Source organism: Pseudomonas sp. 13159349, from assembly GCF_013305685.1.
GTDB classification, from domain to species: Bacteria; Pseudomonadota; Gammaproteobacteria; order Pseudomonadales; family Pseudomonadaceae; genus Aquipseudomonas; species Aquipseudomonas asiatica.
The window spans coordinates 1,072,243-1,090,152 of sequence record NZ_CP045553.1 but is presented as its reverse complement, the minus strand read 5'-3'; the positions used below and the strand labels follow the sequence as shown (position 1 = coordinate 1,090,152).

The following is a 17,910-nucleotide window of genomic DNA, read 5'->3' as shown; positions in this document are numbered from 1 at the left end:
TCCTTTTCGCCTATTCGCTTGTTGAACCGCGTTACGCCTGCGCGATCGCGGTTTCCAGGTGCTCAGCCAGAGCATCCCAGGCAATGTTCTGTTGTTCGCCCTGACCACGCAGGGGCTTGAAGCCGATCTCTTGCTTGGCCAGTTCGTCGTCGCCGAGGATCAGGGCGAACAGCGCGCCGCTCTTGTCGGCTTTCTTGAACTGGCTCTTGAAGCTGCCACCGCCGGCGTTGACTGCCAGGCGCAGGCCCGGCAAGCGGTCGCGCAAGTTTTCGGACAGGCGCAGGCCGGCCAGCTCCGCCTGTTCGCCAAAGGCGCACAGGTAGACGTCGATCTGGCGGCTGATGGACTCGGGCACCTTGCCCAGGGTTTCCAGCAGCAGGATCAGGCGCTCGATGCCCATGGCGAAACCGACGCCCGGGGTCGGCTTGCCGCCCATCTGTTCGACCAGGCCGTCATAACGGCCGCCGGCGCAGACAGTGCCCTGGGCGCCGAGCTTGTCGGTGACCCACTCGAACACGGTCTTGCTGTAGTAGTCCAGGCCACGCACCAGCTTGGTGTTGATCACGAACGGGATGCCGGCAGCGTCCAGGCGGGCCTTGAGGCCCTCGAAGTGCACGCGCGACTCTTCGTCCAGGTAGTCTTCCAGCTTCGGCGCGCCGACCAGCACCGCCTGGGTGTTCTGGTCCTTGCTGTCGAGAATGCGCAGCGGGTTGCTCTTCAGGCGGCGCTGGCTGTCTTCGTCCAGTTGCTCCAGGCGCGCCGAGAGGAACTCGACCAGCGCATCACGGTAGCGTGCACGTGCTTCGCTGGTGCCCAGGCTGTTGAGCTCCAGCTTGACCGCGTCCTGGATGCCCAGCAGGCCCCACAGGCGCCAGGTCAGCATGATCAGCTCGGCGTCGATGTCCGGGCCATCCAGGTTGAACACTTCCACGCCAATCTGGTGGAACTGGCGGTAGCGGCCCTTCTGCGGGCGCTCGTGGCGGAACATCTGGCCGATGTACCACAGTTTCTGCACCTGGCCGTTGCCGGTGATGCCATGCTCGAGTACGGCACGCACGCAGGCGGCAGTGCCTTCGGGGCGCAGGGTCAGCGAGTCGCCGTTGCGGTCCTCGAAGGTGTACATCTCTTTTTCGACGATGTCGGTCACTTCACCGATGGAGCGCTTGAACAGCTCGGTGAACTCGACGATCGGCGTGCGGATCTGGCTGTACCCGTAGGTATCCAGCAGGCCGGCGACGGTGCCTTCGAAGTAGCGCCACAGTGGCGACTGTTCTGGCAGGATGTCGTTCATGCCACGGATGGCTTGCAGCGATTTGCTCACGAAAAGTCCTTACGAATTCTGTGTGTCAGCCACGGACGATCAGCGCCGCGTCGGCTTCGGCCTTTTCGGCCGCTTTCTGGCGGATGAGCTTTTCCAGCTCATCGACCAGGTTGTCGTTGGTCAGCTTCTGCGCCGGCTTGCCGTCGATGTAGATCAGGTTCGGCGTGCCGCCGGTCAGCCCCACATGGGCCTCCTTGGCTTCGCCCGGGCCGTTGACCACGCAACCGATCACCGCCACGTCCAGCGGCACCAGCAGGTCTTCCAGGCGCCCTTCCAGCTCGTTCATGGTCTTGACCACATCGAAGTTCTGCCGCGAGCAGCTCGGGCAGGCGATGAAGTTGATGCCACGCGAGCGCAGGTGCAGCGACTTGAGAATGTCGTAGCCGACTTTCACTTCTTCGACCGGGTCGGCCGCCAGCGAGATACGGATGGTATCGCCAATGCCTTCGGCCAGCAGCATACCGAGGCCGACAGCGGATTTCACCGTCCCCGAACGCAGGCCACCGGCTTCGGTGATGCCCAGGTGCAGCGGCTGCACGATCTGCTTGGCCAGCAGGCGGTAGGCTTCGACGGCCATGAACACATCGGAGGCCTTGACGCTGACCTTGAAGTCCTGGAAGTCCAGGCGGTCGAGGTGCTCGACATGGCGCAGGGCCGACTCGACCAGCGCCGCCGGGGTCGGTTCGCCGTACTTCTTCTGCAGGTCCTTTTCCAGGGAGCCGGCGTTGACGCCGATACGGATCGGGATGCCCCGATCGCGGGCGGCATCGACTACCGCGCGTACACGGTCTTCACGGCCGATGTTGCCCGGGTTGATACGCAGGCAGTCGACGCCCAGTTCGGCCACGCGCAGGGCGATCTTGTAGTCGAAGTGGATGTCGGCAACCAGCGGCACGCTGACCTGCTGCTTGATGCGGCCGAACGCCTCTGCAGCGTCCATGTCCGGCACCGAGACGCGCACGATGTCCACGCCGGCATCGACCAGGCGCTGGATTTGCGCCACGGTGGCGGCCACATCGTTGGTGTCGGTGTTGGTCATGCTCTGCACCGCGATGGGGGCATCACCACCCACCGGTACATTGCCGACCCAGATTTTGCGGGATTCGCGACGTTTGATCGGAGATTCGCCGTGCATGATTACTGTCCCAACTTCAGGCGAGCGGTCTCGCCACTGGTGAACGGGGCAACATCGACGGCCTGGCCGTTGTAGCTGACCTGGGCGCCACGGGCAAAGCCCAGGCGTACCGAGAACGGCGGCTTGCCGGTCAGCTCGAGGTTGTCCCCCTTGCGCTTGATGGCGCTGAACAGCACCTTGCCGTTGCCGTCGGTGACCTGGGTCCAGCAATCGGCGACGAACTGGATGGCGACCTTGGCACTGCCAGCCGGCACTGCGGCGGCGGCAGGCTCGGCAGCGGCCACGGCCGCTACAGATGTAGCAGGTGCAACAGCCGCCGGGGCCGGGGCAACAGGTGCTACCGGCGCAGGCGCGGCAGCAGGTGCGCTGGCGATCGCTGGCACAGGCGCCTGCTGGGCCGGTGTCGGTACTACGGCAGAGGTATCGGCAGGTGCCGGGCTTGCCGGTGCCGGTACGGCGGCAGGCTGATCGGCTGCGCCCTGCTCAAGCGGCAGCGGCGCACTCTCAGGCTGCTGGCCAGCGGAAACAGCCTGGTCTTCCGGCTCATCGAGCGGGTGAATCTGGGTGGTGCCGTCGGCGCTTTCGACTTCGACGTGCTCCAGGGCAATCTTGGCCAGCTCCTTGCCACGCAGGCTGCCCTGGTCCTGCCACCAGACGAAGCCGCCGCCGACCACTGCCACCAGCAGCAGCAGGCTGACGCCACGCAGAATGTTGTGCGACAGGCGCACGGGCTCTTCGATACGGCCCAGCGAGTGCACGTCGCTGCCTTTGGCGTGGGTGCCGGTGTAACGGTCGAAGGCGTCCACCAGGGCAGCCTGGTCCAGGTCCATCAGCTTGGCATAGGCGCGGATATAACCACGGGCGAAGGTATGCCCCGGCAGCTTGTCGAAGGCGCCGGTTTCCACGTGGTTCAACGAACTGACAGTGAGGTTGAGCTTGCGGGCCACCTCGGCTTGTGACCAGTCCCGGTTCTCACGGGCCTGACGCAAAAGCTCACCGGGGTTCTGGCCAGGCGCTACTGCTACTTCGGGATGCGCGGCTTTCATCGTTGCTCCGACAGGTATTGCTGATATTCCGGCGTACCGGGATAAAGTCGTTGTAATTGCTGGCCCAGCTCGGCCAGTGTGCCTTGCTCGTCGAATACCCTGGCAAGGCGGCTGCCCAGCAGCAGGCTACGGGCATCGTGGTCGCTCAACTGGCTGAAACGATCGTAGTAGTCCCGGGCCGGCACATAATGCCTGTTTTCGTAGGACAACTCAGCCATTTCCAGCAAGGCTTTCGGCTGCCGCTGGTTGAGTTGCAGAGCTTTCTGCAGATACGCATGGGCCTGGTCGCGGCGCTCGAGCTTCAGGGCGGTCAGGCCCAGGTTCTCGTAAACGCGTGAGCGCTCAGGATACAGGGTATCGGCGCTGGCAAGGCGAAACATCTGCTCGGCCTCGGCAAATCGGCCTTGAGCATAAAGGAAACTGCCGTAATTGTTGCGAATTCGCGTGTCGCCGGTACGTGCCTTCAGCGCCTTGCGGAAGTGCGTTTCGGCCAGCGCAGGCTCGCCTTCGGCCTGAAAGACCAGCGCCAGGGCGGCGTGCGCATCGGCATCACCACCATCCAGGGCCAGGGCCTTGCCCAGCGGCGCCTTGGCCTGCTCGGTCAAACCCTGTTGCAAATAACCCAGCCCAAGCTGCACATAGGCCCGCCCCGCCTCTGCCCTGCCCTGGCGGCTGGCCAGGGGGTCGCCCGCGCCACCCGACACGCAGCCGGCCAGCAGCGAAAGCGCAAGGATCGACAGCGCGGCGCGCAGGCTCATGGGCAAGGTCCCGGTCAGTGGCTGGCGGGGCTGTCTTGCAGCTCGGCGTCCGCGGACAGCTGGCGCACAGCGATGTAGCGCTCGCTGCGGCGGGTGCGGTCGTTGACCTGGCCGACCAGCTGACCACAGGCAGCGTCGATGTCATCACCACGGGTGGTGCGGGTGGTGACGTTGAAGCCACCATGGTGCAACAGATCCTGGAAGCGGCGAATGGCGTTGTTGCTCGGCCGCTCGTAGCCCGAGTGCGGGAACGGGTTGAACGGGATCAGGTTGATCTTGCAGGGTACGTCGCGCAGCAGCTCGATCATTTGCGCAGCATGCTCAGGCTGGTCGTTGACGTCCTTGAGCAGGGTGTACTCGATGGTCAGCACGCGCTTGCCACCCAGGGTGGACATGTAGCCCATGCACGATTCCAGCAGCATCTTCAGCGGGTACTTCTTGTTGATCGGTACCAGCTTGTTGCGCAGTTCGTCGTTCGGTGCGTGCAGCGACAGGGCCAGCGACACGTCGATGTGCTTGGCCAGCTCGTCGATCATCGGCACCACGCCCGAGGTGGACAGGGTGACGCGACGCTTGGAAATGCCATAGCCCAGATCTTCCATCATGATCTTCATGGCGGCGATGACATTGTCGAAATTCAGCAGGGGTTCGCCCATGCCCATCATGACCACGTTGGTAATGGCGCGGTCGATCTTGGCCGGAACGGTCCCGAAGGATTTGTTGGCAAGCCACACCTGGCCGATCACTTCGGCGGCGGTGAGGTTGCTGTTGAAGCCTTGCTTGCCGGTGGAGCAGAAGCTGCAGTCCAGGGCACAGCCGGCTTGCGACGACACGCACAGGGTGCCGCGATCGTCGGTGGGGATGTAGACGGTCTCGACGCAGCTGCCGGAGGCAACGCGGACCACCCACTTGCGGGTACCGTCGGCGGAAATGTCTTCACTGACCACTTCCGGGCCCCGAATCTCGGCAACGGCCTCGAGCTTTTCGCGCAAGGCCTTGCCGACATTGGTCATGGCGGCGAAATCGTCGACGCCATAGTGGTGAATCCATTTCATGACCTGACCGGCACGAAAACGCTTCTCTCCGATCGACTCGAAGAATTTTTCCATTTCCTGCAGGGTCAGGCCCAACAGGTTGATCTTGCCAGTCATGTCACTCATGGAATCACCCAAGACCTGCTTCGCTTAGCGAATGCGGTCGCACAGCTCGGTAGCGGAGAAGAAGTAAGCGATTTCGCGGGCAGCCGAAGCTTCCGAGTCGGAACCGTGAACAGCGTTTTCGTCGATGGAAACGGCGAAGTCAGCACGGATGGTGCCGGCAGCAGCTTCTTTCGGGTTGGTGGCGCCCATCAGCTCGCGGTTGGCCAGAACGGCGTTTTCGCCTTCCAGAACCTGAACGATGACCGGGCCGGAAGTCATGAAGGCAACCAGGTCACCGAAGAAGCCGCGCTCTTTGTGTTCGGCGTAGAAGCCTTCGGCTTCGGCTTTGGACAGTTGCTTCATTTTCGAAGCGACGACGCGCAGGCCGGCTTTCTCGAAACGAGTGGTGATCTCGCCGATGACGTTCTTGGCAACGGCGTCAGGCTTGATGATGGAGAAAGTACGTTGAACAGCCATGGAAAACTCCAGAAAAATGAGTGTTGCGAAAAATTAAACCCGCGAATTATACGCGGGTTCCAGGGGATTGCCTAACCTGCAGGACGCGTTCAGTCGGCTTCTTCGATCCAGGCCGCCTGGATGGCCTCGAGCACTTTCTCACCGCCGCGTGACGGATCGTCGCTGAATTCTGGCAAGGCCAGCACCCAGCGGTGCAGATCGACGAAATTCACATAACGAGGATCGACTTCCGGCTTGCTTTCTGCAAGCTGGATGGCGATCTCAAGTACATCAATCCATTTCAGGCTCATGGGGTAAACCTCAGTGCGGCGCTTCGGCGGCGTGGTTGAGCGAATACTTGGGGATCTCGATGACCAGGTCCTGGTCAGCGACAACCACCTGGCAGCCGAGGCGCGATTGAGCCTCCAGGCCCCAGGCCTTGTCCAGCATGTCCTCTTCCAGTTCGTCGGCTTCTTCGAGCGAGTCGAAGCCCTTGCGCACGATGCAGTGGCAAGTGGTGCAGGCCTTGACGCCGCCGCAGGCGCTTTCCATCTCGATGTGATGGTCGTGGGCCAGCTCCAGGATGTTGGTCCCGGTCTCGACTTCCACGGTCAGCCCTTCGGGGCAGAACTTCTCGTGCGGCAGGAATGTCACCAGCGGCATCGGTTACTCCTCGATCTCATTCAGGTTGCGCCCGGCCAGTGCGGCTTTGACCGTCGAATCAAGGCGACGGGCGGCAAATGCGTCGGTCACCTGCGACAGACGTTTGGTCTGTTGCTCGATGGCTGCGCCATCGGTGCCGGCCAGCAAATCACGTAGTTCTTGCATCTGGAATTCGATGGCGTCGCGCTCGTCACTGCTGAGCAGGCGTTCGCCGTCGGCGTCCAGGGCGCCCTGTACCGCTTCGAGCAGGCGCTCGCCGTCCACCTGGTGCTCGCGCAGCTGGCGGGCCTGCTTGTCGGAACCTGCGTGTTCGAAGGAATCCTTGAGCATGCGGGCGATTTCGCCGTCGGTCAGGCCGTAGGACGGCTTGACCTGAATGCTGGCTTCCACGCCCGAGCCCAGCTCGCGGGCGGCGACGCTGAGCAGGCCGTCGGCGTCGACCTGGAAGGTGACGCGGATCTTTGCCGCACCGGCGACCATGGCCGGGATGCCACGCAACTCGAAGCGCGCCAGCGAGCGGCAATCGCTGATCAGCTCGCGCTCGCCCTGCAGCACGTGGATCATCATGGCCGACTGGCCATCTTTATAGGTGGTGAACTCCTGGGCACGCGCCACCGGGATGGTGGTGTTGCGCGGGATCACCTTCTCCATCAGCCCGCCCATAGTCTCAAGGCCAAGCGACAGCGGGATGACATCCAACAGCAGCAGTTCGCCACCTTCGCGGCGGTTGCCGGCCAAGGTATCGGCCTGGATGGCGGCACCGATGGCCACCACCTGGTCGGGGTCGATCGAGGTCAGCGGGGTGCGGCCGAACAGTGCTCCGACGGCTTCACGCACACGCGGTACGCGGGTCGAACCACCGACCATGACCACGGCGCTGACTTCTTCCAGCTCGATACCGCTGTCACGCACGGCGCGGCGGCAGGCCTTGAGGCTGCGGGCGACCATGGGCTCGATCATGGCTTCGAAACCGGCGCGGCTCAACTCGCCCTGCCAGGTGCCATGGCTGACGCTGACCACGTCGGCGTCGGTCAGGGCTTCCTTGGCGGCGCAGGCGGTCTGCAACAGTGCGCGCTGGGTGGCCGGGTCCAGGTCGGATGACAGCCCGGCCTGCTCGATGATCCAGCCAGCGATGGCGTGGTCGAAGTCGTCACCGCCCAAGGCGGTATCGCCACCGGTGGCCAGCACTTCGAATACGCCGGCAGTCAGGCGCAGGATGGAAATGTCGAAGGTACCGCCGCCCAGGTCATAGATGGCCACCACGCCTTCGGCGTTCTGGTCCAGGCCATAGGCCACGGCAGCGGCGGTCGGCTCGTTGAGCAGGCGCAGCACGTTCAGGCCGGCCAGGCGCGCAGCGTCCTTGGTGGCCTGGCGCTGGGCATCGTCGAAATAGGCCGGCACGGTGATAACCGCGCCCACCAGCTCACCACCGAGGGTGGCTTCGGCACGCTCGCGCAGCACCTTGAGGATATCGGCGGACACTTCCACCGGGCTTTTCGGCCCCTGCACGGTGTCGATGAACGGCATGTGCGACTCACCGCCAACGAAGCGGTACGGCAGCTGCTCGCCCAGTTGCTTGACGTCGGCCAGGCCGCGCCCCATCAAGCGCTTGACCGACAGCACGGTGTTCAGCGGGTCGCTGGAAGCGGCATCGCGTGCAGCCTGCCCCACTTCGTTGCGCCCTTCGAGGTAGCGCACCGCGGACGGCAGAATGACATTGCCCTGCGCGTCGGGCAGGGGCTCGCTACGGCCGCTGCGCAGTGCGGCGACCAGGGAGTTGGTGGTACCCAGGTCGATCCCCACCGCCAGGCGGCGCTGATGCGGCTGAGGGCTTTGACCGGGTTCGGCAATCTGCAGTAGGGCCATGCTTATCTGAATACCTTAGGTGCTATCACGGGCAGCACCGGGTTAATCGTCGAGGCGCTCTTCCAGTTGGCGCACTTCTTGGGCGAGCTTGTCGAGGAACTGCATGCGGCGCATCAGGCGTTCGGCCTTGTCGCGCTCGCCCGGGGCGTCCCAGCAGGCGGCAAAGTCCTCGTTCAGCGTGTCCTGGGCGACCTTCAGGCGCTTCTTGAACACGGCCACGCCATCGAGGTCGGCTTCGTCCTGCAGTTCTTCGAGCTCTTCACGCCACTGCATCTGCTGCAACAGGAAGTCGGGGTCGTGGACCGTGACCTCCTGAGGCACTTCGTGGCCGCCGATGGCCAGCAGGTAGCGGGCGCGACGCGGCGCACTGCGCAGTGTCTGGTAGGCGTCGTTGAGGGCCGCGGACTTTTCCAGCGCCACGCGCTGCTCGCGCTCGGAGGCGTCGGCAAAGCGGTCGGGATGGACTTCGCGGGCCAGCTCGCGATAGCGAGTGGCCAGCTTGTCGAGATCCAGGCGGAAGCTTGGCTGGAGGTCAAACAATGCGAAATGACAAGGAGTACCCACAGCCAGCCTCAAACGTTGAAGCTTTCGCCGCAGCCACACTCACCGCGCACGTTGGGGTTGTTGAACTTGAAGCCTTCGTTCAACCCTTCCTTGACGAAGTCCAGTTCGGTGCCATCGAGGTAGACCAGGCTCTTGGGATCGATGATCACCTTGACGCCATGGTTCTCGAACACCTGGTCCTCGTCCGCCAGCTCGTCGACGAACTCCAGCACGTAGGCCAGGCCCGAGCAACCGGTGGTGCGCACGCCCAGGCGAATGCCTTCGCCCTTGCCGCGCCCTTCCAGGGAACGCCGCACGTGGTTGGCGGCGGCTTCTGTCATGCTGATAGCCATCAGGACTCCTTACCTCGCAACAGGCGACTTAGATCAAGCCTTTCTTCTGCTTGTAATCGCGAACGGCTGCCTTGATGGCATCTTCGGCGAGTACCGAGCAGTGGATCTTGACCGGCGGCAACGCCAGTTCTTCGGCCAGCTGGGTGTTCTTGATGGTTTCGGCTTCGTCCAGGGTCTTGCCCTTCATCCACTCGGTGGCGAGGGAGCTGGAAGCGATGGCCGAACCGCAGCCGTAGGTCTTGAACTTGGCGTCTTCGATCACGCCCTGCTCGTTGACCTTGATCTGCAGGCGCATCACGTCACCGCAGGCCGGGGCGCCGACCATGCCGGTACCGACGTCCGGGTCTTCGGCATTCATCTTGCCGACGTTGCGCGGGTTTTCGTAGTGGTCGATGACCTTTTCACTGTATGCCATGGTGCAATTCCTTCCTCATCAGGGAGCCGCTCTTGCCGGCGACTGCTTAGTGGGCGGCCCACTCGATCTTGGAGATGTCAACGCCGTCTTTGTACATGTCCCACAGCGGCGACAGCTCACGCAGTTTGTTCACGGCCTCGCAGACTTTCTGCGCGGCGTAGTCGACTTCTTCTTCGGTGGTGAAGCGGCCGAAGGAGAAGCGGATCGAGCTGTGCGCCAGCTCGTCATTGCGGCCCAGGGCGCGCAATACGTAGGACGGCTCGAGCGACGCGGAGGTGCAGGCCGAACCGGACGATACGGCGATATCCTTCAGCGACATCAGCAGCGATTCGCCTTCGACGTAGTTGAAGCTCAGGTTCAGGTTGTGCGGTACGCGGGCAGTCTTGCTGCCGTTGACGTACAGCTCTTCGAGGTCCGAGACCTGCTTGAAGAAGCGGTCGCTCAGGGCCTTGATGCGTACGTTTTCCGCGGCCATTTCCTGTTTGGCGATGGCGAAGGCTTCGCCCATGCCGACAATCTGGTGGGTCGGCAGGGTGCCCGAACGCATGCCGCGCTCATGGCCACCGCCGTGAATGATGGCTTCCAGGCGTACACGAGGCTTGCGGCTGACGTACAGTGCGCCGATGCCTTTCGGGCCGTAGACCTTGTGCGCCGAGAACGACATCAGGTCGACCTTCAGCTTTTGCAGGTCAATTTCGACCTTGCCGGCCGACTGCGCGGCGTCAACATGGAACAGCACGCCGCGCGAGCGGGTCAGTTCACCGATGGCGGCGATATCGTTGATCGAGCCAACTTCGTTGTTCACGTGCATCAGCGAAACCAGGATGGTGTCGTCGCGCAGCGCCGCCTCGACCATGGCCGGGGTGACGATGCCGTCTTCGCCTGGCTCGAGGTAGGTGACTTCGAAACCTTCACGCTCCAGCTGGCGAGCGGTATCCAGGACCGCCTTGTGCTCGATCTTGGAGGTGATGATGTGCTTGCCCTTGGTCTGATAGAAGTGCGCGACGCCCTTGAGTGCGAGGTTGTCGGACTCGGTGGCACCGCTGGTCCAGACGATTTCGCGCGGATCGGCGTTGATCAGTTCGGCAACCTGGCGGCGACCGTTCTCGACCGCTTCCTCGGCTTTCCAGCCAAAGACGTGGGAGCGCGAAGCCGGGTTACCGAAGTTCCCGTCGACCAGCAGGCAGTCGGCCATCTTCTGGGCCACGCGTGGGTCGACCGGGGTGGTCGCGGAGTAATCGAGGTAGATCGGCAACTTCATTTGTCTCTCCTATCAGGCGGTGGCGTCGCTCGTCGTCCCGGTGGGATCAATCGACGGCGGACGTCTCAATCTTGTCCAGCTGGGCGGTTCGGCCTGCGACACGACGCAGGTCCTGGCGCTGGGCGACTTCCTGCACCTCACGGCGCATGACGAGGTCGGCCAGGCTTATACCGCTGAGGAATTCATGGATCTGCTGGCTGAGGTCGCACCACAGGTGGTGGGTCAGGCAGGTATCACCGGCATGGCAGTCCCCGAGGCCCTGACAACGGGTGGCATCGACCGATTCGTTGACCGCATCGATGACCTGGGCCACCTGGATGGTTTCCATGCCCCGCGACAGCTGGTAGCCACCGCCTGGACCACGCACGCTGGAGACCAGGCTGCTGCGGCGCAGCTTGGCGAACAGCTGTTCCAGATAAGAGAGGGAAATGCCCTGGCGCTCGGAAATGTCGGCCAAAGACACCGGCCCATGCTGCGCGTGCAACGCCAGGTCGAGCATGGCGGTCACGGCGTATCGGCCTTTGGTAGTCAGTCGCATGGCTATTGGGTACCACGGGAGTTACAGGATGTGAGCGAGTATGCGATTCCCGAGCATTTAAGTCAACTATTAGACCTAGTGCTTTAGTCGGGTTTGCATCGGGGAGGCGGGCGCGATTGTAGCAGACAGGGGGCGTGAGCACACGCCCCGTATGTCACCATGATTTCAGCGCGGCGCAATCAATGTGACTGAGTGTCGCGCTGAGCCACCTGGGCAACTTCCTTGAAGTCATCTTCCGGCAGGGCTGGCAGTTCCTTGGCGCAGTAATCACTGCCCATCTTGGTCAGAGCGCCGCACATGCCCTCCAGCCGTTCGTCGACTGCCTGCAGGTGGTCGAGCATCTGGCCGATGGCACGGGCCACCGGGTCGGGCATGTCGCCACTGACGCCATAGGCATCGAAGCCGATCTTCTCAGCCATGGCCTTACGCTTGGCCTCGACCTCGTTGTCTTCGCTCTTGACGATGATTCGCCCGGGGATACCAACCGCCGTAGCCCCGGCCGGCACTGCCTTGGTCACCACCGCATTGGAACCGATCTTGGCCCCGGCGCCGACGGTGAACGGGCCCAGCACCTTGGCCCCCGCCCCTACCACCACGCCGTTTTCCAGGGTGGGGTGGCGCTTGCCCTTGTTCCAGCTGGTGCCGCCCAAGGTCACGCCCTGGTAAAGGGTGACATCATCGCCGATCTCGGCGGTTTCGCCGATGACGATGCCCATGCCGTGGTCGATGAAGAAGCGCCGGCCGATGGTGGCGCCGGGGTGGATCTCGATGCCGGTCAGCCAGCGGCCGAAGTTCGATACCAGGCGGGCCAGCCACTTGAAATCACGCTTCCACAGGGCATTGCCCAGGCGGTGCAGCCAGATGGCGTGCATGCCTGGGTAGCAGGTCAGCACCTCAAAGGCGTTGCGTGCAGCCGGGTCACGGTGGAATACGCTTTGAATATCTTCACGCAGGCGTTCGAACATCTGTCAGTCCTTCCGTTTATGCGGCTCGCCCCGGACCACTTTCTGGGTCTCGGTGAGGATGCCGCGCAAAATGCTCATTTCCGAACGTTCGACCGCCACCCGCCCATACAGCCGGCGCAGGCGCGGCATCAGGTGCTTGGGCTTTTCGGGGTCGAGAAAGCCGATACCGACCAGGGTCTTTTCCAGGTGGTCGTAGAACAGCTCCATTTCGTCCATCGTCGCCAGCTCGCTGGCGTCAACCTTCTCGACTTTGCCCGGCGCTGCACCGGCGGCAAGCCAGGCCATGCGCACCTCGTAGGAGAGCACCTGGACAGCGGCGGCCAGGTTCAGCGAGCTGAAGTCGGGGTTGGAGGGAATGTGCACGTGGAAGTGACATCGCTGCAGTTCTTCGTTGGTCAAGCCGGCGTGTTCACGCCCGAACACCAGGGCGATTTCCTCGCCACCGTTGGCATGCTCCACCGCCTTGGCCCCGCACTCGCGCGGGCCGATCAACGGCCAGGGGATGCTCCGCTCGCGGGCGCTGGTGCCCATTACCAGGTTGCAGCCGACCAACGCCTGCTCGAGGCTGTCGACCACTTGGGCATTGTCCAGCACATCGTCGGCACCCGAGGCTCGGGCACTAGCATCCACGGCGGGGAACTCTTTCGGCTGTACCAGCACCAGACGCGACAAGCCCATGTTTTTCATGGCACGCGCAGCGCCGCCGATGTTGCCGGGGTGGCTGGTATTGACCAGAACAACACGAATATTTTGCAGCAAGGTGTTGTGCTCACAGATGCAGGAATCAGGGCCTTCGATCTTACAGAACCGACAGACGTAACGCCATGAAAGCAAATGTGACACTTCTGCCGCCAAAGTTTTCTGCTAGAATGATCGGCTTTCTTCTTTAACATCTCCAGGTGACCCGCCCATGCAGCCTATGCTGAATATCGCCCTGCGCGCCGCTCGCAGCGCCAGTGAACTGATTTTCCGCTCCATCGAACGCCTGGATAGCATCAAGGTCGATGAGAAAGAGGCCAAGGACTACGTCTCCGAAGTCGATCGCGCCGCCGAGCAGAGCATCGTCAACGCCCTGCGCAAGGCCTACCCGAACCACTCCATCCAGGGCGAGGAAACCGGCCTGCACGCGGGTAGCGGCGAAGAAGGCAAGGATTACCTGTGGATCATCGACCCGCTGGACGGCACCACCAACTTCCTGCGCGGCATCCCGCACTTCGCGGTCAGCATCGCCTGCAAGTACCGTGGCCGCCTTGAGCACGCCGTGATCGTCGACCCGGTTCGCCAGGAAGAATTCACTGCCAGCCGCGGCCGTGGCGCCCAGCTCAATGGTCGCCGCCTGCGTGTCAGCTCGCGCACCAGCCTGGAAGGCGCGCTGCTGGGTACCGGCTTCCCGTTCCGTGACAGCCAGATGGCCGACCTGGACAACTACCTGGGCATGTTCCGCGCCCTGACTGGCCAGACCGCCGGTATCCGCCGCGCCGGCTCCGCCAGCCTGGACCTGGCCTACGTGGCCGCCGGCCGTTTTGACGCTTTCTGGGAGTCGGGCCTGTCCGAATGGGACATGGCGGCCGGCGTGCTGCTGATCCAGGAAGCGGGCGGCCTGGTGAGCGACTTCAACGGCGGCCATGACTTCCTCGAGAAGGGCCATATCGTTGCGGGCAACATCAAATGCTTCAAGGCCGTGCTGACCGCTATCCAGCCGCACCTGCCAGAGAACATGAAGCGCTAAGCGCGGATTGCTGGCAAAAAAAGCACCCCTCGGGGTGCTTTTTTATGCCTGTAACCATATCCCAAGACTTTCGCGATCCCTGTAGGAGCGGCCTTGTGTCGCGAAAGGGGTGCGAAGCGCCCCCAGAATCCGCGACCTATCAGAGATTGTCGGGGCTGCTTCGCACCCCTTTCGCGACACAAGGCCGTTCCTACAAAGAGCAGACCGCGCCGGGCCTTACTGCCCGGCTTCGCTCAGGATCAGCTTGCCATTCTTGTCCAGTGGAATGGTCGAACCGGGCTCGTGATCCATCTTCACCTGCCCGACCTTGTCGCCGATGGTGTACTTCACGTTGTAGCCCACCACCTTCTCACTGATATCGTTGACCGTATTGCAGCGGGTTTGCGTGGTGGTGTAGGTGTCACGCTCCTGCATGCCCTCCTGCACCTTGTTACCGGCATAACCACCACCGACCGCACCGGCAACGGTGGCGATCTTCTTGCCGCTACCACCACCGATCTGGTTACCCAGCAGGCCACCGGCAATGGCGCCCACCACGGTACCGGCGATTTGGTGCTGGTCCTTGACCGGCGCCTGACGCGTCACGGCGACGTCCTTGCAGACTTCACGGGGGGTTTTTACCTGTTGTTTGATCGGTTGCACGTCGGTGACCTGTGCATATTCAGGCCCCTTGTTGACCAAGCTGTAGGTCGCGACAGCACCTCCGGCAGTCACACCGACAGCACCCAGTACCGCACCCACAAGCATTGATTTGTTCACACGAACCTCCTGATCATCACCCGCGGGTCCGACCCGCCTTCTCCCAGCCTTGGAGTAAAAAAAAAGGCGCGAGTTCAACACTCGCGCCTTTTTGGCCGCCAAACGGCGTGGAGCACGCCTTATGGACGGTCGTCCACACCATCGGTCTTGGCTGGCGGGATCAGGTCTTCACTGCTCAGGTTCAGCCAGATCAGTACCACGTTGGCGATATAGATCGACGAATAGGTACCGGCCATGACGCCGATGAACAGTGCCAGCGAGAAGCCGAACAGGTTGTCGCCACCGAAGAACAGCAGCGCGGCAATGGCCAGCAAGGTCGAAACCGAGGTGGCGATGGTCCGCAGCAGGGTCTGGGTGGTGGAAACGTTGATGTTCTCGATCAGCGAGGCCTTGCGCATGACGCGGAAGTTCTCGCGCACCCGGTCGAACACGACGATGGTGTCGTTCAGCGAGTAGCCGATGATCGCCAGCACCGCTGCCAGCACCGTCAGGTCGAAGGTGATCTGGAAGAACGACAGGATACCCAGGGTCACCACCACGTCGTGGATCAGCGAGACGATCGCGCCCACGGCGAACTTCCACTGGAAGCGGAAGGCCAGGTAGATAAGGATGCCGCCCAGGGCCAGAAGCATGCCCATGCCACCCTGGTCGCGCAGCTCTTCACCCACCTGCGGACCAACGAACTCGACACGCTTGACCTTGGCCGGGTTGTCGCCGCCAGCCTTCTGCAGGGCTTCAGCTACCTTGTTGCCCAACTGCGGGTCATCACCCGGCATGCGCACCAGCAGGTCGGTGGTGGCACCGAAGCTCTGCACTACCGCCTCGTGGAAGCCGGAATTGACAAGCTCGGCACGCACCGCCTTGAGGTCGGCCGGGCGCTCGTAGGTCAGCTCGATCAGCGTACCGCCGGTGAAGTCCAGGCCGAAGTTCAGGCCCTTCTGCCACCAGCTGAACAGTGCCAGCACGGTGAGGAGCACGGTAACGGCGAACGCGACATTGCGCACGCCCATGAAGTTGATGGTTTTCATCGCAGCTCCCTCAAACCCACAGCTTCTTGATGTCACGCCCGCCGCAGGTCAGGTTGACCATTGCACGGGTCACCATGACGGCGGTGAACATCGAGGTGAAAATCCCGAGGGACATGGTGACCGCAAAGCCCTTGACCGGGCCGGTACCCATGGCGAACAGGATGCCGCCGACCAGCAGGCTGGTCAGGTTGGCGTCGATGATCGCGGTGTAGGCGCGGTTGAAGCCTTCATGAATGGCGCGTTGCACCGACATGCCGGCGTTCAGCTCTTCGCGGATACGCGAGAAGATCAGCACGTTGGCGTCCACCGCCATACCCATGGTCAACACGATACCGGCAATACCCGGCAGGGTCAGGGTAGCACCCAACAGCGACATCAGCGCCAGCAGCAGGACCATGTTGCCTGCCAGGGCGATGGTGGCGATCACACCGAAGGCGCGGTAGATGGCGATGATGAACAGCGAGACGAACAACATGCCCCACAGCGACGCATCGATACCCTTGGTGATGTTGTCGGCACCCAGGCTTGGGCCGATGGTACGCTCTTCTGCAAAGTACATCGGCGCAGCCAGGCCACCGGCACGCAGCAGCAGGGCCAGTTCGGACGATTCGCCCTGGCCGTTCAGGCCGGTGATGCGGAACTGGCTGCCCAGCGGCGACTGGATGGTCGCCAGGCTGATGATCTTCTTCTCTTCCTGGAAGCTCTGTACGGCAACGTCCTTCTCGACGCCGTCGACGGTCTGCTTGACGTAGCGGGTGACCGGCTTCTGCTCGATGAAGATCACCGCCATGCTGCGGCCGACGTTGCTGCGGGTAGCGCGGGTCATCAGCTCGCCACCGTGGCCATCCAGGCGGATGTTCACCTGCGGGCGACCTTGTTCGTCGAAGCTGGCCTGGGCGTCGGTCACCTGGTCACCAGTGATGATCAGGCCGCGCTCGACCGCGGCGGAGCGGCCGCCTTCACGGAACTCGAACACCTCGGTAGTGGCCTTGGACGCACCCGGCTCGGCACCGAAGCGGAACTCCAGGTTGGCGGTTTTACCCAGGATACGCTTGGCTTCGGCAGTGTCCTGCACGCCTGGCAGCTCGACCACGATGCGGTTGGCGCCCTGGCGCTGTACCAGCGGCTCGGCCACACCCAGCTCGTTGACCCGGTTGCGGACGGTGGTGAGGTTCTGCTTGATCGAGTATTCGCGGATCTCGGCGACTTTCGCCTGGGTCAGCGCCAGACGCAGCACGGCGAGCTCGTTGCGCTCGGTGGTGGTCAGGTCGAAGTCATTGAAATTCTTGCGGATCAGGACACGAGCCTGTTCGCGGGTAGCATCGTCAGCAAAGCCCAGCATGATGCCGCCATCCTGTTGAGGCAGGCTGCGGTAGCGGACGCGCTCTTTGCGCAGCAAGGTCTTGACCTCGCCTTCGTAGACTTTCATGCGGGCGTTCATGGCCTTGTCCATGTCCACTTCCAGCAGGAAGTGCACACCACCGGACAGGTCCAGGCCCAGCTTCATCGGGCTTGCGCCCAGGTTGCGCAGCCATTGCGGGGTAGTCTGGGCCAGGTTCAGGGCCACGACGTAATCATCGCCCAGTGCCTTGCGCACTACATCCTTGGCTGGTAGCTGGTCTTCCTGATTGGTCAGGCGGATCAGCCCGCTGCCCTTCTCACCCAGGCTCACGCCCTTGACGGCGATCTTGGCATCGCCCAGCGCCTTGCTGACGCGGTCGAGGTCGGCCTGGTTCACCTGCAGCGCCGAGCTGGCACCACTGATCTGTACCGCCGGATCATCCGGGTAGAGGTTGGGAGCGGAATAAATAAAACCGATCGCCAGTACCAGCACGATCAGTGCGTATTTCCACAGAGGGTATTTGTTCAGCATCACGCCGCCCGTTCAAGACGCGGGGCGCTTTGCGCGCCCCGACTGGAAAAATGAAACCGGTA

At 62.9% G+C, this 17,910-nt stretch carries 20 protein-coding genes; 1 reads left to right on the top strand and 19 read right to left on the bottom strand.

The annotated features are described in order from the left end of the window. Positions 1 to 31: 31 nt before the first annotated feature. From hisS to trmJ, 16 genes are all read right to left on the bottom strand, one after another. Positions 32 to 1,321: a histidine--tRNA ligase gene (hisS, locus tag GEV38_RS05095; protein ID WP_039613843.1), complete on the bottom strand. Its 1,290-nt coding sequence runs from the start codon at positions 1,319 to 1,321 to the stop codon at positions 32 to 34. Positions 1,322 to 1,346: 25 nt separating this feature from the next. Then, positions 1,347 to 2,456: a flavodoxin-dependent (E)-4-hydroxy-3-methylbut-2-enyl-diphosphate synthase gene (ispG, locus tag GEV38_RS05090; RefSeq protein ID WP_003257869.1), complete on the bottom strand. Its 1,110-nt coding sequence runs from the start codon at positions 2,454 to 2,456 to the stop codon at positions 1,347 to 1,349. Positions 2,457 to 2,458: 2 nt separating this feature from the next. Continuing rightward, on the bottom strand, positions 2,459 to 3,502 hold the full coding sequence (locus tag GEV38_RS05085; protein WP_054573164.1) for a RodZ family helix-turn-helix domain-containing protein: 1,044 nt from the start codon (positions 3,500 to 3,502) through the stop codon (positions 2,459 to 2,461). After that, a complete protein-coding gene (pilW, locus tag GEV38_RS05080) occupies positions 3,499 to 4,260 on the bottom strand; it encodes a type IV pilus biogenesis/stability protein PilW (RefSeq protein ID WP_015269015.1) in 762 nt (253 codons plus the stop codon). Before pilW ends, GEV38_RS05085 begins: the two co-directional genes overlap by 4 nt. Positions 4,261 to 4,274: 14 nt before the next feature. Then, positions 4,275 to 5,420, bottom strand: coding sequence for a 23S rRNA (adenine(2503)-C(2))-methyltransferase RlmN (gene rlmN, locus GEV38_RS05075; protein ID WP_013971022.1), 1,146 nt, complete (start codon positions 5,418 to 5,420; stop codon positions 4,275 to 4,277). Positions 5,421 to 5,444: 24 nt separating this feature from the next. Next, the gene (gene ndk / locus GEV38_RS05070; protein WP_013971021.1) at positions 5,445 to 5,876 is read right to left on the bottom strand and encodes a nucleoside-diphosphate kinase; all 432 of its coding nucleotides are present in this window, start codon (positions 5,874 to 5,876) and stop codon (positions 5,445 to 5,447) included. A gap of 89 nt (positions 5,877 to 5,965) precedes the next feature. Then, entirely contained in the window at positions 5,966 to 6,166 is a 201-nt protein-coding gene (gene iscX, locus GEV38_RS05065; RefSeq protein WP_003257859.1) for a Fe-S cluster assembly protein IscX, read from the bottom strand. Between the two features lie 10 nt (positions 6,167 to 6,176). Then, on the bottom strand, positions 6,177 to 6,518 hold the full coding sequence (gene fdx, locus GEV38_RS05060) for an ISC system 2Fe-2S type ferredoxin (protein ID WP_013971020.1): 342 nt from the start codon (positions 6,516 to 6,518) through the stop codon (positions 6,177 to 6,179). 3 nt (positions 6,519 to 6,521) lie between these two features. Beyond that, a complete protein-coding gene (hscA, locus tag GEV38_RS05055; RefSeq protein ID WP_015269013.1) occupies positions 6,522 to 8,384 on the bottom strand; it encodes a Fe-S protein assembly chaperone HscA in 1,863 nt (620 codons plus the stop codon). Between the two features lie 42 nt (positions 8,385 to 8,426). Then, positions 8,427 to 8,948 carry a co-chaperone HscB gene (gene hscB / locus GEV38_RS05050; protein WP_015269012.1) on the bottom strand — a complete coding sequence of 174 codons (522 nt, stop codon included), beginning with the start codon at positions 8,946 to 8,948 and terminating at the stop codon, positions 8,427 to 8,429. Between the two features lie 8 nt (positions 8,949 to 8,956). Next, the gene (iscA, locus tag GEV38_RS05045; RefSeq protein ID WP_003257854.1) at positions 8,957 to 9,280 is read right to left on the bottom strand and encodes an iron-sulfur cluster assembly protein IscA; all 324 of its coding nucleotides are present in this window, start codon (positions 9,278 to 9,280) and stop codon (positions 8,957 to 8,959) included. A 28-nt stretch (positions 9,281 to 9,308) separates the two neighbouring features. After that, positions 9,309 to 9,695, bottom strand: coding sequence for a Fe-S cluster assembly scaffold IscU (gene iscU / locus GEV38_RS05040; protein WP_003248539.1), 387 nt, complete (start codon positions 9,693 to 9,695; stop codon positions 9,309 to 9,311). A gap of 46 nt (positions 9,696 to 9,741) precedes the next feature. Continuing rightward, positions 9,742 to 10,956 (bottom strand): IscS subfamily cysteine desulfurase, encoded by a 1,215-nt coding sequence (locus tag GEV38_RS05035; RefSeq protein WP_013971017.1) that lies wholly within the window; start codon positions 10,954 to 10,956, stop codon positions 9,742 to 9,744. A 46-nt stretch (positions 10,957 to 11,002) separates the two neighbouring features. Beyond that, a complete protein-coding gene (iscR, locus tag GEV38_RS05030; RefSeq protein ID WP_008092572.1) occupies positions 11,003 to 11,494 on the bottom strand; it encodes a Fe-S cluster assembly transcriptional regulator IscR in 492 nt (163 codons plus the stop codon). A gap of 179 nt (positions 11,495 to 11,673) precedes the next feature. Beyond that, on the bottom strand, positions 11,674 to 12,459 hold the full coding sequence (gene cysE / locus GEV38_RS05025) for a serine O-acetyltransferase (RefSeq protein WP_013971015.1): 786 nt from the start codon (positions 12,457 to 12,459) through the stop codon (positions 11,674 to 11,676). Between the two features lie 3 nt (positions 12,460 to 12,462). After that, on the bottom strand, positions 12,463 to 13,218 hold the full coding sequence (gene trmJ / locus GEV38_RS05020; protein ID WP_031325634.1) for a tRNA (cytosine(32)/uridine(32)-2'-O)-methyltransferase TrmJ: 756 nt from the start codon (positions 13,216 to 13,218) through the stop codon (positions 12,463 to 12,465). A gap of 151 nt (positions 13,219 to 13,369) precedes the next feature. On the opposite strand from trmJ, the gene suhB reads away from it, so the two are divergent. Next, positions 13,370 to 14,188, top strand: coding sequence for an inositol-phosphate phosphatase (gene suhB, locus GEV38_RS05015; RefSeq protein WP_003257850.1), 819 nt, complete (start codon positions 13,370 to 13,372; stop codon positions 14,186 to 14,188). Positions 14,189 to 14,404: 216 nt separating this feature from the next. On the opposite strand, the gene GEV38_RS05010 is transcribed toward suhB, so the two are convergent. The 3 genes from GEV38_RS05010 to secD all read right to left on the bottom strand — a co-directional run bounded on the left by GEV38_RS05010 (position 14,405) and on the right by secD (position 17,848). After that, positions 14,405 to 14,947 (bottom strand): glycine zipper 2TM domain-containing protein, encoded by a 543-nt coding sequence (locus GEV38_RS05010; protein WP_013971012.1) that lies wholly within the window; start codon positions 14,945 to 14,947, stop codon positions 14,405 to 14,407. Between the two features lie 119 nt (positions 14,948 to 15,066). Then, entirely contained in the window at positions 15,067 to 15,975 is a 909-nt protein-coding gene (secF, locus tag GEV38_RS05005; RefSeq protein WP_013971011.1) for a protein translocase subunit SecF, read from the bottom strand. 10 nt (positions 15,976 to 15,985) lie between these two features. Beyond that, positions 15,986 to 17,848 carry a protein translocase subunit SecD gene (secD, locus tag GEV38_RS05000; protein WP_015269010.1) on the bottom strand — a complete coding sequence of 621 codons (1,863 nt, stop codon included), beginning with the start codon at positions 17,846 to 17,848 and terminating at the stop codon, positions 15,986 to 15,988. Between the last annotated feature and the right edge of the window lie 62 nt (positions 17,849 to 17,910).